The sequence below is a fragment of the Streptomyces plumbidurans genome (assembly GCF_019857225.1).
Classification (GTDB): Bacteria; Actinomycetota; Actinomycetes; order Streptomycetales; family Streptomycetaceae; genus Streptomyces; species Streptomyces plumbidurans.
The window spans coordinates 26,697-40,730 of the sequence record NZ_JAFJSY010000076.1 but is presented as its reverse complement, the minus strand read 5'-3'; the positions used below and the strand labels follow the sequence as shown (position 1 = coordinate 40,730).

The following is a 14,034-nucleotide window of genomic DNA, read 5'->3' as shown; positions in this document are numbered from 1 at the left end:
CCCGACCATGCAGGACGCCCCGCTCGTCGTCGTACCCCTGGCCCACAAAGCCGCCTACCTCAACCGCTACGCCGAACCCGACAAGGGCTGGGAGGACCGGGCGGAGGCCCGCTGGCCCGCCCCGTACTGGCACATCGACACCGGCATGGCAGCCCTCCTCATGCTCCTGACCGCCGTCGACGAGGGCCTCGGCGCTTGCTTCTTCGGCATCATGCCGGAGCATCTCCAGCCATTCCGCGAGGAGTTCGCAGTACCGGAGGAGTACGCCCCCATCGGCGCCATCACGGTCGGCTACCGAGCCGAAGACGTACCCCCACCAAGCCCCCGCATCGCCCAACGCCGCCGCCCGGCGGCCGACGTAATCCACCGAGGCCAGTGGGGCCGGCACGCCTGAGGCGGCATAGCACCGCCGTAGGGCCTACGGCCGACCCGAGCCCACACCAAGCGCACGAACCCACCCACCACCCACCCACCCGCCACCCGGCGACCCTCGCGCACCCCCACTCGCCTGCCCCCGCCGCCCACCCCTGAGGCCGCCCGGCCTCACAACACCCCGCGGTGGAGGGGCGAGGGTCAAGAGTGCAGCGAAGCGGAATCGGCGAAGCCGACGCCCGAAGGGCGCTCTTGACGCTCGCCCCGGAACCGCCACCATCAGCAAAACCGGGCGGCCATGGGTGCGTTGAAGCGGACGGAACGACAGCGGGCCCCCGGGGGACGTGAAGAAGCGACGAGACTGCAGCCGAATGAGCTTTCAGCCCACGCCCTCGCCCAGGTATCACCGTCCCGCGCCGCCGAGCGGTCGTCCGGCAGTTGAGTCCATGAGGTCGGTGCGCCGAGCCCGCCACCACGGCACAAGCTGGACAACCCCGAACGCCGTCTCGGCAACCAGGAACAGCCACAGCCAACGCGGGGCACCGTGCCCCAGCGCATACGCCTGCCACGCGGAGAAAAGGGTGCGCGCAAGCCCGTCGTACAGTCCGTGCACGGGCAGCGGGTTGATGATCCGCAGGAGCGCCCATACGACGACCACGGAGCCCATGAGATTCGCGTAGAGGATCTCAATCGGGTTGAGGGCGGGCAGGGCGCCCAGCCCGAGGGCGTCACCGAGCGTCGACAGCGCATCGTGCACGAGGGCGTACGTCCACGGCGTGGCGAATCCGGCCGTGACCACGAGGTCGTACCACGCACTCGTGCGTACGACACGCAGATAGGCGGGCTGGGAAAGGGCGAACGGACGGATCACGGCGAGGCTCCTGCTGGTCTCCTGCACGGACGCCACGACGGTAAACAGTGGAGTACTGTCCAAGGTCAAGTCGGCAGTTCAGGGAGAGCCGTGCGTATCGGAGAGCTGGCCGCGCAAGCGGGACTGACCAGGGACACCATCCGCTTCTACGAGAAGATCGGTCTCGTCACGGGCCGGCGTCTGCCCAACGGGTATCGCGACTTCCCGCCGGAGGCCGTGCCGTGGCTGCAGTACGTCCGCACCGCGCAGACGCTCGGCCTCTCGCTGGCCGAGATCGCCCGGACCGGCGAGGAACTCCGCCAACAACCCGACACCGCCACGGCGTTGTCGACGCTGTTCGAGGAGAAGATCAAAGTTATCGATGCGCGCATGGCGCAACTTGCCGCCCTACGAACCGAACTCGACACACGCGTGGGCACCGGATGCCCCCTACGGGCGGCCGGCTGACCCGGGCGAGCATCGACAACAGGCCTGCACTACCCGAGCGAACAGCTGCTACGGGCTCGACGGTTTCTGCTTACGTCAGTTACGCCCGTAAGCCCTCGCGCACCCAGAAACCCGAAGCGACCTCGACGTCCGCAGCCGCCGGACGTTCAACGGTGCCCCCGCCTCGTCCCGCCCCAAATTTCGCGCACAGACCGGACAGCGCGATCCTGCCCGTCATCAGCACCTCGTGATTTGCAAAGAGCGCATCATCCATCTCTGAAGCGGATCGGCCCTATTTGCTGGCTATTGCGCGTATTGAGCAGACGAAAAGGCGCCAGGCGTTGGCTGAAATTGCAACCTCGTGGCCTTGCGGCTCCTTTGAGTCCCGTACGAGCACGCCGAACGGTATGAAGGCGGCCTCTACGCACTCGGTCGCGTTACCGCCGCTGTACGACGACTTGAACCAGACCGGATCGGAGACAGGCTGAGGGCCAACGGACATTCACAGCTCCTTGCGGGCGCGGTGGATCATGGATGAGGACGCTTCCATGTCCAACGCTTGTGCGCGCAGGTACTCGAACGCAAGCCTGTATCGCTCCAGTTCCTCTTCCTTCTCAAGAAAGAGGGAGCCGGTGTGGAAGTCGACGTATGTGACGTCGAGGGCCGGCTCGGGGCCGCCGATGATGACGAAGCTTCCGAGGGCGGCGGCGTGGGCGCCCTTGGAGAAGGGCAGCACCTGAAGCGTTATGTGCGGTGACTCGTTCGCTTCGAGCAGCCGGTCGAGCTGCTCCTTCATCGCCGTCGCTGACCCGACGACGCGGCGGATCACGGACTCGTCCAGGATCGCCCACAGGCGCAGGGGCTTGGAGCGGGTGAGGATCTCCTGCCGCTTCATGCGGATATCGACCAACCGCTCGATCTCCTCCGGAGCGAGGGGTACTTCGTTGGCCTTCTGCAAAGCCGTGCTGTAGGCGCGGGTTTGCAGGAGACCAGGGACGTAGACGCATGAGAAGTGACTCTCGTGTACGGCCTCGTCTTCCAGCGTGAGCAGCAAGTTCATGCTCTCTGGGATGGAGTCGGCAAAGGAACTCCACCAGCCTTGCTGCTTGGCGTCTTTAGCGAGCCCGACAACCGCCTTGCACTCAGCCTCAGTTGCTCCGTACTCGCGGCATAGGGCGTCAATGATGACCCACTTGACCGGCCCGGACTGGGTTTCGTACCTGCTGACCGTCGCCTTGGATACGCCGACGAGTTTCCCTGCCTCCTCAAGAGTCAGCCCCTTGCGGGCGCGCAACTTGCGCATCGTCGCCCCCAGTTGGCGACGGCGGGTGGTGGTCCGTTCGGGCATGTGGTTCCTTCGCCAGGTACCGGGCAGCGGGCCCGGAGATCCCCAACAGGCTAGGCAGCGCTGGTGTGGCCACACCATCGATTCACTCGATAGATTCTCGTGAGAAGTTACATAGCGAGACTTCTCTGTGCCATGCTCGCTCACGAATCGCTACGCACTGCAGCCGTACGGATACGGCAGGTGCAGGATGTGCGTGGCCTGGGAGGGAGGAGTGGCCGTATGCCTGGCTCCGAAGTCACCGAACCCCGACTCCGCTGTGTCCTGCCCTTCGAAGCGGCACCGGCAGAGGTGCCCTTACTACGCAGAGCGGCCGTCACGCAGCTCAGCCGTTGGGGTACGCCGGTGGCTGCCGACGAAGCCGAACTTCTGGTAACTGAGCTGGCGACGAACGTCATCAAGCATGTTGGCGAGGGGGCGCCGGCGAGCCTCATTTTGGAGTGGCGGGGAGAGCGGCTGCGCCTGGAGGTGCACGACAAAAGCCGGGTGGTGCCATCACCGGCAACGGCGGACTGCGAAGCCGAGTGCGGCCGAGGCCTGCACTTGCTCGCAGCCCTGGCGGTGGACTGGGGCACGGTCCTGACCGCAGCGGGAAAGGCGGTCTGGTGCGAGATCTCGATCGGCGGCGGCCGTACTTGCCGACGTATTGAGCGGGCAGCTGAAGCGCTTGAGAGCTATCAGGGTGTCATCGGCGGTACGGATCTCCGGGTGAGCCGGCGATGGGCGGATCTGGAGGAGTCGGCGGTCGAGCTGATCGCGGACTTGCTTCACTGGACGGCTGCCCGAGGACACGATCCAGACGACGTGCTCGACCTGGCCCAGATGCACTACGAGGCCGAAGCGGACGCAGCCTAGTGGGCGGGCTCCTGAGCGGACTTGTGTATCTGCTTCCGCAGAGCAGCCGGCGTGCGCCAGGATTCTCCCGGACGGCTCCTGTGGCACATGCGGTGGCAATTGGCGCATACGCAGGCCAGATCGTCGAGCTTGGTCTCCCGGGCTCCAGAGACGTGGAGGGGAGTGACATGGTGCACTTCGATGTAGCCCTCGCCCAGGTCTCCGTATGTTCGGGCGAAATCGAAGTTGCAGACCACGCACCTGAGCGGGCGCCCTCGTTGCCGCATCTGCTTTATCTTCAGCGCGCGCAGCTTCGGGTCCCGCTCGCGAGCAAGTGCCCACCTGACGAGCAGCCGTCCCTCGATCGCGGTGGCTCCCGTGTCGTCGACCTCATCGGGCTGCGCGGGGATCTGGTACAGCTCGCCCGAGGCGATGCCCTCCCTGAGGGCCTGGGCAGCCTGCAGCATCTCAGCTTCACGGTGCATAAACGCTTCGATCATGAGCAGCGTGGGCCGGCCGCACCGAGTTGCCTTGCCGGAGTACGAGCTGTGGTTCGTCGCAAAGTCCGAGGTCTTGCGGCTGACGCTGTCGGGGGACCGGAAGTCGGCAAGACCCCGCGCTTCAGCGCTGTGAATCGGCAGCGAACGAAGCAGCTCAGACAGCTCATGGACCTCCCGGTCGCTGGTCCGGAGTTCGCGCCAGCCGTTCTTCACGACGAGTGCTCCGGCAAGTACGAGTTCGTCCTCAATCCACGTGGGTGCCCGCATGAGCAATATCGTATGAGTGTTCGGAGTTACGGAGGGTGCGTTCAGCGGAGCCAGGGGCGTACTGCACACTTGGTGAGGTCTCGTTGTCAGTGGGGTCTGTCACCCTCAGTGATGGCAGATTGCAAGATGTGTCTGCCGCTGTACGGCTGCAAGGAGGGGACATGACCCGCACGAACGATTCCACGGGTGCCAATGCGGTGTCGGCTGAGCGCGAGTTCACGTCGATCGAGATCTGCGCTGGCGCCGGCGGGCAGGCCATCGGGCTGCATCAGGCGGGCTTCGGGCACCTGGCCCTGGTCGAGATCGACCAGCACGCGGTGAAGACACTCGAGCTGAACATCGAAGTCCACGAGGTATGGGCGTGGGAGAGGGAGCATTGCGACGTCCTGTCGGCTGACGTCAAGCAGTTTGAGCCGTTCCGGGACCTGCGCAAGAGTGCAGAGCTGCTGAAGCCGGGGGAGCTGGACCTGCTGGCGGGTGGCGTTCCGTGCCCGCCGTTTTCCCACGCGGGGAAGCAGCTCGGCAAGGACGACGAGCGCGACCTCTTCCCCCGCATGCTCGAGCTGGTGGAAACCCTCAAGCCACGGGCGGTGATGATCGAGAACGTCCGGGGGATCATGGACCCCAAGTTCTCGGACTACCGCGATTACATCCAGGCGAAGCTTCAGGGCGGGACCTACCTGGGCGAAGACGGTCAGCTTGTCACTGGGGCAGGTCTGGACTACACCGTCTGTAAGTGGGGCGTGTTGGAGGCCAGCGACTTCGGAGTGCCGCAGCTTCGTCCCCGAGCCATCCTTGTCGCATTCCGGAACGACGTCATCAAGGACCTCAAGTACGAGTGGCCCACGGCCACCCACGAAGATCCGGTTAGCGTCGCAGATGCACTTGAGCCGACCATGCGGGAGCGATACGAACAGTACTTCGGTGGAGTCCACTCACGGGTGGCTCGCGAGGCTTTTGACCGTTGGCTGACGAGGGCACGTGAGAGGGATGCCGAACTGAAGGGCAAGGGCGGGGGCATCGCTCCCACGCTTGTCGGCGGGTCGAAGAAGCACGGTGGTGCAGATCTTGGTCCTAGCCGTGCCAAGGCAGCTTGGAAGCAGCTCGGGATCTCGGGCATGGGCGTCGCCAACGACATCGGCACATGTGCGAAGAAGCAGAGCGAGGGCCGCGATCTGTTCGGCCCTGACGGCCCCATGCTCACCGTGCGGCAGGCAGCAATCATTCAAGGATTCCCGATGGAGTGGGACTTCGCCGGCGGGAAAACCGCACAGTACCGGCAGGTGGGTAATGCTTTCCCGCCGCCAGTAGCCAAAGCCGTCGGTAAATCGATCATCGATGTACTGAAGGCGGCGCGGGAGCGAGACCAGAAGAAGGGTTGATCAACTGTCCGGCTTTGCCTTTCGGGCTGCGCTGCGGCGCTTCTCGACCTCAGTCGCGATGCGTGCAGCGCAGCTTTCCGACGGTTCATGCTCCCAAAACCTGAGCACCGTCCAGCCTGCCTCACCGAGGCGTCGGTCAGTGTCGCGGTCGCGGGCTATGTTCCGAGCGACTTTGTCTGACCAGTAGCCAGGGTTGGTCCTTGGCGGCACATAGTGGTCAGGGCAACCGTGCCAGTAGCAGCCGTCAATAAAGACGGCCACCTTCACCGGGCGGAAGACCATGTCTGCAGTTCGGCGAAGTCCTGGCAGAGGCTTGGCGGCGACGCGGTAGCGCAAGCCTCTAGCGTGCACGAGCCTTCGGATCAGCCATTCGGGCTTGGTGTCCCGGTTCCGGATGGCCTGCATGTTTCGGCGACGCGCCGCGGAGGATGCCCACGACCCCTCCGGCAGCTGCCCCTCGACTTCCATTGGATCCCCTGCACGCTTCGGCTATCGGGATGGCAGTTTAGGGGCAGGACTCTCCGCCTTCTCGCCCGGAGCAACGGCTACCCACGTGCAGCCATCGAGCTCGACAGAGGGACGATCCCCATGGTGGGGCTGCGCCTTCGCGACCCTGAAACTCACAAACTCTCCCCTTCCCGGAACCGGCCCTCCAAGCGCCTCAGCAACGGCTTGATGGTTGCGCGAGTCTCCAGGAATAATGAAACCCTCTTCCCTCAAGGCCGGCCGGGCGCGCGTACGCTTCTTATCGTCGCGCACACGAGCCATGTAATCATGCTGCTGGGCAAGAGTTCTAACTACGTTGCGGTCAATTCTTTGTCTCTGTACACGCCGAAACAACTCATTTACGCGCCTCTGGCCTGAAGTAGGTGCGTAGAGTGCACGGCGAGTTTCATCTTCAAGATGAAGCAGCAGATTCTTCTTAAGCGGTCGCATATACCAAAGCCAGCTAATCAGATTCAAATTCGTTTTATTGAGTCGGTATTTGTGATCCCTGTTCCCTTTGCGTGTCACCAGGCCGTTTCTCGTAAGCTTTTCCTGGTCAGCCCGCAAGAGACCCGCGCTCCACTTGCTGGCCTGGTCATCAGCCCACACAACCAAGCAAATTTCCCCCATAGCCTCAGGGGGGATCATCCAGCCGCCCAGAACTTGCGAAAACTTGCAGTCCACGTCCACACCCGCGATTTCATAGTCCATGTCTCTACCTGAACTGAAATCGAATCTACGTTGGAGATTTATCTCCACGAGAGTTCCGGCATGCGTCTTTTCGGTCTTATGAAGCTGGCGCCAGTCGTAGCGACCTGTATTTTCCCCGTCGAGAAGCTGATCTATCGTGTCGCGCAGGACCGCCGCAAAGTTCTCCCCTTCAGGGTCCAACTCTAGGAGACGCTCACGAACCCGCGTCAACTCTGCATCTTCTGCAGCCTGGGCGGCTGTTTTGGAAACTGAAATGTCGAGGGGTAGTTCCTCGTTACGGTGGATTGGCACCAAAATCCTCACATAAGAGCAACGGGCTGATCGCTGATATCGACTGGAATGCGCAGCAAGCGTGGAAGCTCGTCGATGAACGAGGATCCTTTTCGGTATAGGTCGTAAACTTCTTCTAGCGTCTTGTTCAAGGTGAATGTTGCATAATTGCTGTGAACGAGCTCGTTCCTGATGGACCCTATTTCCAGGAATGCCTCTTGACCCTCGCGTATGGGCTCCTTTGCTGCTATCTCGGCCTCGATGGCCTTCTTCTGGTCCTTGCCGAAGAGGGCCCAGAAGGGGCCAGCCTTTCTACGGGGCCAATCAAAATAGGTGTGATACTGCCTGCTAATGGCCTTACGGTCTACCAGAGACACGATCCCCGGAGAGGTCACATGGTCGCTAACGTAGTCCCGCAGGTGCAGACACACATAATGTTCAAATTCGCTGGCTGCGGCGAGTAGGAGAACCTTCGGTAGCATCGTCTGCAGTGTTGAGTGAAACGAAGGTTCGCGCACTTGGAGTTCGGCCAGCATCTGCTGCTGGTCGTTGTATAGGAGTGCCACCGGTTTCGCAGGAGCAGTCACTGCGACACCTCTTCTAGAGCACCCCGCATGAAATTGTAAGTCGCAGTGAGTCGACCTTTTACATTTGCTGTCTTTGTCGATCCCTCTTGGGAGAAGACAGAGAATCCTTCGCTACGCCCAAATGCTGAGACCTTAGTGTGATCAAGTAGCTTTAGATCGTATCCTTCCGCTCGAAGCCTCTGAGCTGCGCAGTAGACCGACTCGAAGAGTAGGGCACTAAATTTCTTTCGGCCAGGCCAGAAGGTCCACTCGTCCCAATCATGGATCGTGCCGAGGAACCACTCCCAGCCCTCGGTTACTTGAGCTACCTGCTCTTCTGGAAAACCCTGAGCTTCTTTGCAGAAAGAGTTAATAAAGCTGGTCATCGAGCCCGAGTACGAATCTGTCCCCTCATTGAGGGACAGAGCTCGCAAGATGATCTCGATGTCACGCATCCGGAAATCTGGATCGGTTGTGCCGAGAATCGATCTCCATTCTTTATTCTCGTTGAGTGAGAATAGGTTTTCAAAAAACTTCGAATGGTAGAGGCTCGCTCTGATTTCTTGAGTGTTAAGGTTGACGCCGCCCGTGTTGAGGCGATTGAACATCTCGAAAATCGAAGAATCGCCGTCTTTCGGGTTGACTTGCTTGACGATCACGTTCCGGATCGTCCGCAGATTGAACTGATTTTGATAGTCGCCCAAGGTCTCGTAAGTCAGGCGTGAGAATCGATTTGGAGTTCCGTTGGGCAGCTTGGGGAGTTGTAGCTTGAAAGGTGTAAAGAATTCGTCATCTGCCAGGAGGTCCGGCGTGAGTCCTTCTCCCGAATTTAGTACCTTCCTGAGTTCGCTGCGCTTCTCCTTCCTTGGGAATCTTCCCTTCATGAAAAAGTGAACGGTAAGGAGCCGCTGTTGGCCGTCTATGACAAGGAACTTATTGCGATTCTCCTCGTAGAGGAACACTTGAGGGACGGGAAGCCCCAAAATGAGTGACTCGATGAGCTTGGATGCTCGTTTTACGTCCCATACGTAATTGCGCTGAAAACCTGGGGTCTGGATGGCACCCTGGTCGATGAAACTATTGATGGTAAGGGTGTTGAAGTCGTTAGGCGACGAGACGATGTCGTATTCGCTGATCTGTTCTTGCTCGTCGTCTTCAACCTCAATAGCCTCGACAGAAAGTTCCTTCGACATTGCTCGGCCCCCTGGGTTGTAGTTGGAGATCAGCCTTTTACCGTATGCGGTGAGTGTGTGCTGGGACTGGGTTTTTCGGAGATTGCTGTCAGGAGATTGAAGATCAACTCGGAGTGGGCCCAGGGGATGCCTGACCGTGGCACTCCCCGTAGCCCCGCCCCGACCCGCACCAGCACGCCGCCCCCCGCTGCGGCGGCCACTCCTCCGCTCGCCCCCGTGCCGCCAGTGTCGTCGCGTACTGCGGGAGGAGGTCTACGTCCGCCGGGGATGACGCCTCCGAGGCGGCGAAGGCCTCGTAGGAGGGGACGGTGCCTGTGACGATGCCGAGGTTCGGGGTGCCGGAGGCCGACAGTTCTCGGAGGGAGGCCTCTATCGTGGCCAGGTGCTCCTCGTGGGAGGGGTACTCGGCCGCGAGGGTCGGATACGCCTCCAGGAGTTCGGCCAGTTCCGAGGCCGGCCAGTGGAGGACCGCCACCGGGAAGGGGCGGGACAACGCCTCGCGGTAGGTGCCCAGTTCGGCCTGGAGGCGGGAGATCTCGGCTGCCAGTTCCTGGGGGTTGTCGGAGCCCAGGGACCAGATGCGTTTCGGGTCGTGGAGTTCGTCCAGGGAGACCGGGGACGAGTGCAGGGTGTCGGCGAGTACGTCCCAATCGTCGTGGTCGGCGCCCAGCATCCGCCGTACGCGATGGCGGCCGAAGAGCAGCGGGTGTGTGGCGTACGGCGGCTCGGAGACATCCGTGAGCAGGAGGCTCGCGCCTTCCGTGAACGTCTCCTGCGCCGCCTCCAGCTCGTCGTGCGCCTCCAGCGCCTCCGCGACGATCACCCAGGGTGCCGGGTCGCGCGGGGCTGCCGCGCGGACGCCGTCGATGATCGCGCGGGCCTCGGCCTCATGGCCGTACTCCCACAGGTTCGAGGCCTTGAGGGCTCGTACCAGATACGGCTTCTCCAGGCCGTCCGCGGAGGACAGCAGGCGGTCGTAGAGCGTGGTCGCGGCGGGGCGGTCGCCGGCCAGCTCCAGGTGGGCCGCGGCCTGGAGGAGGAGGGCCTCGGCATCCTCGGGATACAGGCCCGCGGTCCGCTCCAGGCGGGCCGCTTCGGCGGTGTGGTCAGCGTTCTCGGCAGGCGTGTCGGGGCGCATGAGGGAAACCGTACTGCCGATCAGTGACAAGGAGGAGGCAAGTGCTGGTCAGCAGTCGGTCTCCATCTCCGTACCTTCTCCGTCGGTCTCCACCTCCGTCCATCTCCGTCGGTCTCCCTCGCTCCTCCGTCGTTCCCCCGTCGGTCTCCGTGCCGGTGTCAGATCACGACCCCGTCGATCTGCAGCGTCTGCACCGACTTCGCCGCGAACGGCACCGCCACCGTCTTGCCGTTCACATACGTGTCCGAGTACGACCTGTACATGTCCCCGCCCGTCGTCACCGTGTTCCAGCGCGGCACCAGGCCGCCCGAACCGCCGCCGACCGTGGAGAAGCCGGCGAGGTCGAAGGTGAAGGTCTGGGCGGAGGAGGCGGTGTTGGCCGCGACGATCACCAGGCGCCTGGCGCTCGCGTCGTAGGCGGCGGCCGCGTAGCTGACGCCCGTGTCGAGGATCTTCATGCCGGGGCGGATGTGGCGGCTGAACTGGGCCATGACGTAGTACTTCGTCGTGACGGCGCCCGGCTGCAGTGTGTCCGCGTCGTACGCGATCATCGCCCAGTTCGAGGACGGGTCCATCACCTGCCAGTAGACCCAGGCGGTGGGGTGGAGCCAGCGGAAGTCGTAGAGGAGGTTGCCGGCGAGGGTGATGCCGGTGCCGTCGTTGTCGCCGGTCTCGGAGTTCCACAGGGCCTTGCCGGCCGTCGTCACGACGTCGGTGTAGAGCAGGTCGCGGCGGCCGCCGGAGCCCTGGTAGCCGTGGACGTTGACGCGGTCGACGTAGCCCTTGGTGGTGGACGAGAAGGAGTTCCAGGTGGTGCGCGCGAGGTCGTAACTGGTCTCGTCCGAGGCGGAGATCCTGGTGCCGGTCAGGCCGCGCTTGTCCAACTCGCTGCGCAGGTACGGCAGTACGGCTGCCTGGACCGTCGCGTCCATGTGGCAGCCCTCCTGCGTGCCGGTGGCCGTCCACCACGAGGACGAGGGCTCGTTGAACGCCTCCACCGTCGCGAAGTTCACGCCCCAGTTGTTCTTGGCGTAGAGGGCTACGGCGGCGAGGTGGGAGGCGTGCTGGCGGTAGTTCCAGGACTGGAGGTTGTTGCCGCCGTCGGCGGCGCCCGAGGGGTTGTGGTTCAAACACATCCACCACATGGGGGAGTTGGCGAACAGCTCCGTGGTGGCGCCGCGGGCCACCGCCTTCGTCAGCATCGCGCGCTGGGTGGCGTCCGCGGTCCATTTCCAGGCCGAGGAGGTGGGGTCCTCGTTGTTCCAGTCCTGCCAGTAGCCCTCGATCTGCTTGAAGGCGGGGATGTTGGGGGAGACGGCCATGCTCTCGCCGTTCACGGTGTTCCAGCTGCATCCGCCGAGGTTGTAGCGGGCGATGTTCAGGCCCAGGCCGGGCAGTGAAGTGCCGTTGTACGTCGTCGACTTGGTGGTGAAGAAGATGTCGGCGAAGTCGTCGCGCGCGCCGAAGACGTTGGCCCACCAGGCGAGGGAGGTGCCCCAGCCCTCCCAAGTGCCGTACGACGTCCCCGGGTTGACGGCGATCGTCGCGTCCGCGTGTGCGGTGCCGGTTGCCAGAGCGCTGCCGAGGAGGGTGCCGCCTGCTGCGGTCAGCAGGGTTCTGCGTCGGATCATGGCTGCTCCCAGTCCGCTTCTTTGCGTGTCCTGTTCATGCCAGGACGAAGCATCGGGGGTGGGGGGTGGGTTGTCGAGGGTTCCGACAGCGCTTTCTCAAACCACTTTCTAAAACCTTTGTACGAAGTCTCGAACGGGGGTGTGCCTGGTGAGTTGAGGGCGCTGCGCCTATGGTGCGGGCGGCTCGGCGGCTCGGTGAAGGGGGCGTACGCATGCGCGTTCCGGTCGTGCAGCACAGCAGCCGGCGGCGGCTGGCCCGGCGGCGGCGCGTGTGGTGGACCGGGGGTGAGGTCCTGGTGACCGTGGGCGTCGTACTCCTGCTCCTTGTCGTCCAGCAGCTGTGGTGGACGAACCGGGAGGCGCGGCGGGGGGCCGAGCGGAAGGTGGAGGCGTTGGAGCGGGACTGGGGGGACGGGGGGAGTGACGACGGTGGGGGTGGCGGATCCGCGACGTCCCCGCCGGCCTCGTCGCCGGAGAGGCACGGAGCCGGTGGCGCGGCCGACGGTTCCGGAGCCCAACGGGCCACCGCCGCCCGGCAGTCACGCCCCGACTGGTCCCAGGCCTACGCCATCCTCGCCATCCCCCGCCTCGGCCTCCGCGTCCCCGTCGCCGAGGGCGTCAGCAAGCAGAACGTCCTCAACAAGGGGTACGTAGGCCACTACCGCGGCACCGGGCAGCCCGGCCAGGCAGGCAACTTCGCCCTCGCCGGGCACCGCAACACCCACGGCGAGCCCTTCCGGTACATCAACCGGCTGCGCGCGAAGGACGTCGTACGCGTGGAGACCAGGACGGCGACGTACACCTACGCCGTAGACAAGACCCTCCCCCAGACCGCGGCCCGCGACTCGGGCGTCATCCGCCCGATCCCGCGCTCCATCGTCAAGCCTCGCTACGGGTACAGCGAACCCGGCTACTACATCACCCTGACGACCTGCACCCCGGAGTACACGTCGCGGTATCGGCTGGTGGTGTGGGGGAAGTTGGTGTCGATGAGGCCTCGGGGCTAGGTCACGAAAACCGGGGCGCCGGGTGGCGCTGGCGATCTTTACGTCCCCCTGGTGTCCCATCAGGGTGCACACCTCGGGCGCGTGAAGGGGACGTACCGGAGCAATTCTGCGTCGTAGTGCGGGGAGGGCGGATCGTGGAGGGTGAGTAGACGATCTGGGCGCGTACCCTTTTGAGGCGCTGTTGGAGCTTTCCCAGGACGATGTGGCCGGAGTGCTGTCTGCATGACCCTTGAAAGCCGGCTGGTGAATCCCGAGGTGCTTCTGTCGCTCTACGGCAGCGTTCCCGAGCTGCGCGGCGTCGCGATCAGGTCCGTCAATCTGAGTCCCGTCGGGCCTACCGTCACGCTCCGCGTCGATCTGCCGTCCTTCCCGGCTGAGGCGCCTCGGGAGTGGCTCGACGCGGGGGTGGACGCGGTTCAGTGTCAGTTGGCCTTCCTGGATGTGGCGGAAGTTTCTCTCAGCCGCTGGGTGCCGCCGACGACGGGTGATGTGCGGATGGAGCCGTACGGCGACGAGAGGCGTATGCGTGTTTGCGTCGAAGGGCGCGGCGTGGCGTTGGAGTTCGAGTGCCATGAGCTCGCGACGCTCAGTCATGTCAGTGCGTTCAAGGCGCAGGCGGACGGTACGGACAGTGGCCCCCATCGCTTTGTGAGCAAGGTGGACGCCCGGCTGTACGAGAGTCTTCCCGGAACGGAGGTGTACCCGTTCTATGGGCGCTGACTGGCGGCAGCTTCTGCCTTCTGATGGGTTCTTGGACGCATGCCGGCTCTTCTACGTGCACTTCGACGAGCGTGGCAGCTCCGCGACCTTGGGGTTCGAGACGCGAGAATGCCCCGTTGATCCGCTTCCGGAGTGGGTGGAGAACGGGTACAACGCCTTCGAGTTCTATTTCGTTTTCACAGGCGTGACGGATGTTCGGGTCCGCCGGCAGGGGACGTCTCTCGGGTCGGGGGATTCTGGGATCAGCTTCCTGGCTTCCGCGGTTGAGCTGGTGAAGTCGCGTGCCTATCTCGCCTCCGGGAGTTTCTGAAGCGG

General features: G+C 63.7%; 17 protein-coding genes. 7 read left to right on the top strand and 10 right to left on the bottom strand.

Features of this window, described 5'->3' with window-relative positions:
• Positions 1-394 (top strand): nitroreductase family protein (locus tag JYK17_RS33150; RefSeq protein ID WP_222811825.1); only part of this gene is annotated, 394 nt, incomplete at its 5' end.
• Between the two features lie 381 nt (positions 395-775).
• Here the strand turns inward: JYK17_RS33150 and JYK17_RS33145 are convergent.
• The gene (locus JYK17_RS33145; protein WP_222811828.1) at positions 776-1,243 is read right to left on the bottom strand and encodes a hypothetical protein; all 468 of its coding nucleotides are present in this window, start codon (positions 1,241-1,243) and stop codon (positions 776-778) included.
• A gap of 90 nt (positions 1,244-1,333) precedes the next feature.
• On the opposite strand from JYK17_RS33145, the gene JYK17_RS33140 reads away from it, so the two are divergent.
• Positions 1,334-1,690: a MerR family transcriptional regulator gene (locus tag JYK17_RS33140; RefSeq protein WP_222811824.1), complete on the top strand. Its 357-nt coding sequence runs from the start codon at positions 1,334-1,336 to the stop codon at positions 1,688-1,690.
• Between the two features lie 271 nt (positions 1,691-1,961).
• Here the strand turns inward: JYK17_RS33140 and JYK17_RS33135 are convergent, their stop codons facing one another.
• Together JYK17_RS33135 and JYK17_RS33130 are read right to left on the bottom strand one after the other, a co-directional pair.
• Positions 1,962-2,171: a DUF397 domain-containing protein gene (locus tag JYK17_RS33135; RefSeq protein WP_222811823.1), complete on the bottom strand. Its 210-nt coding sequence runs from the start codon at positions 2,169-2,171 to the stop codon at positions 1,962-1,964.
• The gene (locus JYK17_RS33130) at positions 2,172-3,017 is read right to left on the bottom strand and encodes a helix-turn-helix domain-containing protein (protein WP_222811822.1); all 846 of its coding nucleotides are present in this window, start codon (positions 3,015-3,017) and stop codon (positions 2,172-2,174) included.
• Between the two features lie 219 nt (positions 3,018-3,236).
• On the opposite strand from JYK17_RS33130, the gene JYK17_RS33125 reads away from it, so the two are divergent.
• Positions 3,237-3,869 (top strand): ATP-binding protein, encoded by a 633-nt coding sequence (locus JYK17_RS33125; protein WP_222811821.1) that lies wholly within the window; start codon positions 3,237-3,239, stop codon positions 3,867-3,869.
• Here JYK17_RS33125 and JYK17_RS33120 read toward each other — a convergent pair.
• The gene (locus JYK17_RS33120; RefSeq protein ID WP_222811820.1) at positions 3,866-4,615 is read right to left on the bottom strand and encodes an HNH endonuclease; all 750 of its coding nucleotides are present in this window, start codon (positions 4,613-4,615) and stop codon (positions 3,866-3,868) included. The two genes, JYK17_RS33125 and JYK17_RS33120, sit on opposite strands and share 4 nt — an antisense overlap.
• A gap of 161 nt (positions 4,616-4,776) precedes the next feature.
• Here JYK17_RS33120 and JYK17_RS33115 point away from each other — a divergent pair, with 161 nt between their 5' ends.
• The gene (locus JYK17_RS33115) at positions 4,777-5,997 is read left to right on the top strand and encodes a DNA cytosine methyltransferase (RefSeq protein WP_222811819.1); all 1,221 of its coding nucleotides are present in this window, start codon (positions 4,777-4,779) and stop codon (positions 5,995-5,997) included.
• On the opposite strand, the gene JYK17_RS33110 is transcribed toward JYK17_RS33115, so the two are convergent.
• The 6 genes from JYK17_RS33110 to JYK17_RS33085 form a co-directional block, all read right to left on the bottom strand.
• On the bottom strand, positions 5,998-6,465 hold the full coding sequence (locus tag JYK17_RS33110; RefSeq protein ID WP_222811818.1) for a very short patch repair endonuclease: 468 nt from the start codon (positions 6,463-6,465) through the stop codon (positions 5,998-6,000). It abuts the gene before it with no gap.
• Positions 6,466-6,486: 21 nt separating this feature from the next.
• The gene (locus JYK17_RS33105; RefSeq protein ID WP_308011725.1) at positions 6,487-7,485 is read right to left on the bottom strand and encodes a NaeI family type II restriction endonuclease; all 999 of its coding nucleotides are present in this window, start codon (positions 7,483-7,485) and stop codon (positions 6,487-6,489) included.
• Between the two features lie 8 nt (positions 7,486-7,493).
• A complete protein-coding gene (locus JYK17_RS33100; protein ID WP_222811817.1) occupies positions 7,494-8,051 on the bottom strand; it encodes a HEPN domain-containing protein in 558 nt (185 codons plus the stop codon).
• A complete protein-coding gene (locus JYK17_RS33095; RefSeq protein ID WP_222811816.1) occupies positions 8,048-9,223 on the bottom strand; it encodes a GmrSD restriction endonuclease domain-containing protein in 1,176 nt (391 codons plus the stop codon). Before JYK17_RS33095 ends, JYK17_RS33100 begins: the two co-directional genes overlap by 4 nt.
• Before the next feature lie 103 nt (positions 9,224-9,326).
• Positions 9,327-10,361 (bottom strand): SEC-C domain-containing protein, encoded by a 1,035-nt coding sequence (locus JYK17_RS33090; protein ID WP_222811815.1) that lies wholly within the window; start codon positions 10,359-10,361, stop codon positions 9,327-9,329.
• Between the two features lie 158 nt (positions 10,362-10,519).
• Positions 10,520-11,992 (bottom strand): glycoside hydrolase, encoded by a 1,473-nt coding sequence (locus tag JYK17_RS33085; protein ID WP_222811814.1) that lies wholly within the window; start codon positions 11,990-11,992, stop codon positions 10,520-10,522.
• Between the two features lie 212 nt (positions 11,993-12,204).
• Between JYK17_RS33085 and JYK17_RS33080 the strand changes: the two genes are divergently transcribed.
• From JYK17_RS33080 to JYK17_RS41315, 3 genes are all read left to right on the top strand, one after another.
• Positions 12,205-12,999, top strand: a complete 795-nt coding sequence (locus JYK17_RS33080; protein WP_108013854.1) for a class E sortase — start codon at positions 12,205-12,207, stop codon at positions 12,997-12,999.
• A gap of 222 nt (positions 13,000-13,221) precedes the next feature.
• On the top strand, positions 13,222-13,719 hold the full coding sequence (locus tag JYK17_RS33075) for an Imm50 family immunity protein (protein WP_108013855.1): 498 nt from the start codon (positions 13,222-13,224) through the stop codon (positions 13,717-13,719).
• A complete protein-coding gene (locus JYK17_RS41315; RefSeq protein WP_372465353.1) occupies positions 13,709-14,029 on the top strand; it encodes an Imm50 family immunity protein in 321 nt (106 codons plus the stop codon). Before JYK17_RS33075 ends, JYK17_RS41315 begins: the two co-directional genes overlap by 11 nt.
• Positions 14,030-14,034 lie beyond the last annotated feature (5 nt).

Bases quoted from the DNA above. Each gene is read 5' to 3' on its own strand.
- JYK17_RS33135 (WP_222811823.1), bottom strand. From the start codon at position 2,171: ATGTCCGTTGGCCCTCAGCCTGTCTCCGATCCGGTCTGGTTCAAGTCG.
- JYK17_RS33130 (WP_222811822.1), bottom strand. From the start codon at position 3,017: ATGCCCGAACGGACCACCACCCGCCGTCGCCAACTGGGGGCGACGATG.
- JYK17_RS33125 (WP_222811821.1), top strand. From the start codon at position 3,237: ATGCCTGGCTCCGAAGTCACCGAACCCCGACTCCGCTGTGTCCTGCCC.
- JYK17_RS33120 (WP_222811820.1), bottom strand. From the start codon at position 4,615: ATGCGGGCACCCACGTGGATTGAGGACGAACTCGTACTTGCCGGAGCA.
- JYK17_RS33115 (WP_222811819.1), top strand. From the start codon at position 4,777: ATGACCCGCACGAACGATTCCACGGGTGCCAATGCGGTGTCGGCTGAG.
- JYK17_RS33110 (WP_222811818.1), bottom strand. From the start codon at position 6,465: ATGGAAGTCGAGGGGCAGCTGCCGGAGGGGTCGTGGGCATCCTCCGCG.
- JYK17_RS33095 (WP_222811816.1), bottom strand. From the start codon at position 9,223: ATGTCGAAGGAACTTTCTGTCGAGGCTATTGAGGTTGAAGACGACGAG.
- JYK17_RS33090 (WP_222811815.1), bottom strand. From the start codon at position 10,361: ATGCGCCCCGACACGCCTGCCGAGAACGCTGACCACACCGCCGAAGCG.
- JYK17_RS33085 (WP_222811814.1), bottom strand. From the start codon at position 11,992: ATGATCCGACGCAGAACCCTGCTGACCGCAGCAGGCGGCACCCTCCTC.
- JYK17_RS33080 (WP_108013854.1), top strand. From the start codon at position 12,205: ATGCGCGTTCCGGTCGTGCAGCACAGCAGCCGGCGGCGGCTGGCCCGG.
- JYK17_RS33075 (WP_108013855.1), top strand. From the start codon at position 13,222: ATGACCCTTGAAAGCCGGCTGGTGAATCCCGAGGTGCTTCTGTCGCTC.
- JYK17_RS41315 (WP_372465353.1), top strand. From the start codon at position 13,709: ATGGGCGCTGACTGGCGGCAGCTTCTGCCTTCTGATGGGTTCTTGGAC.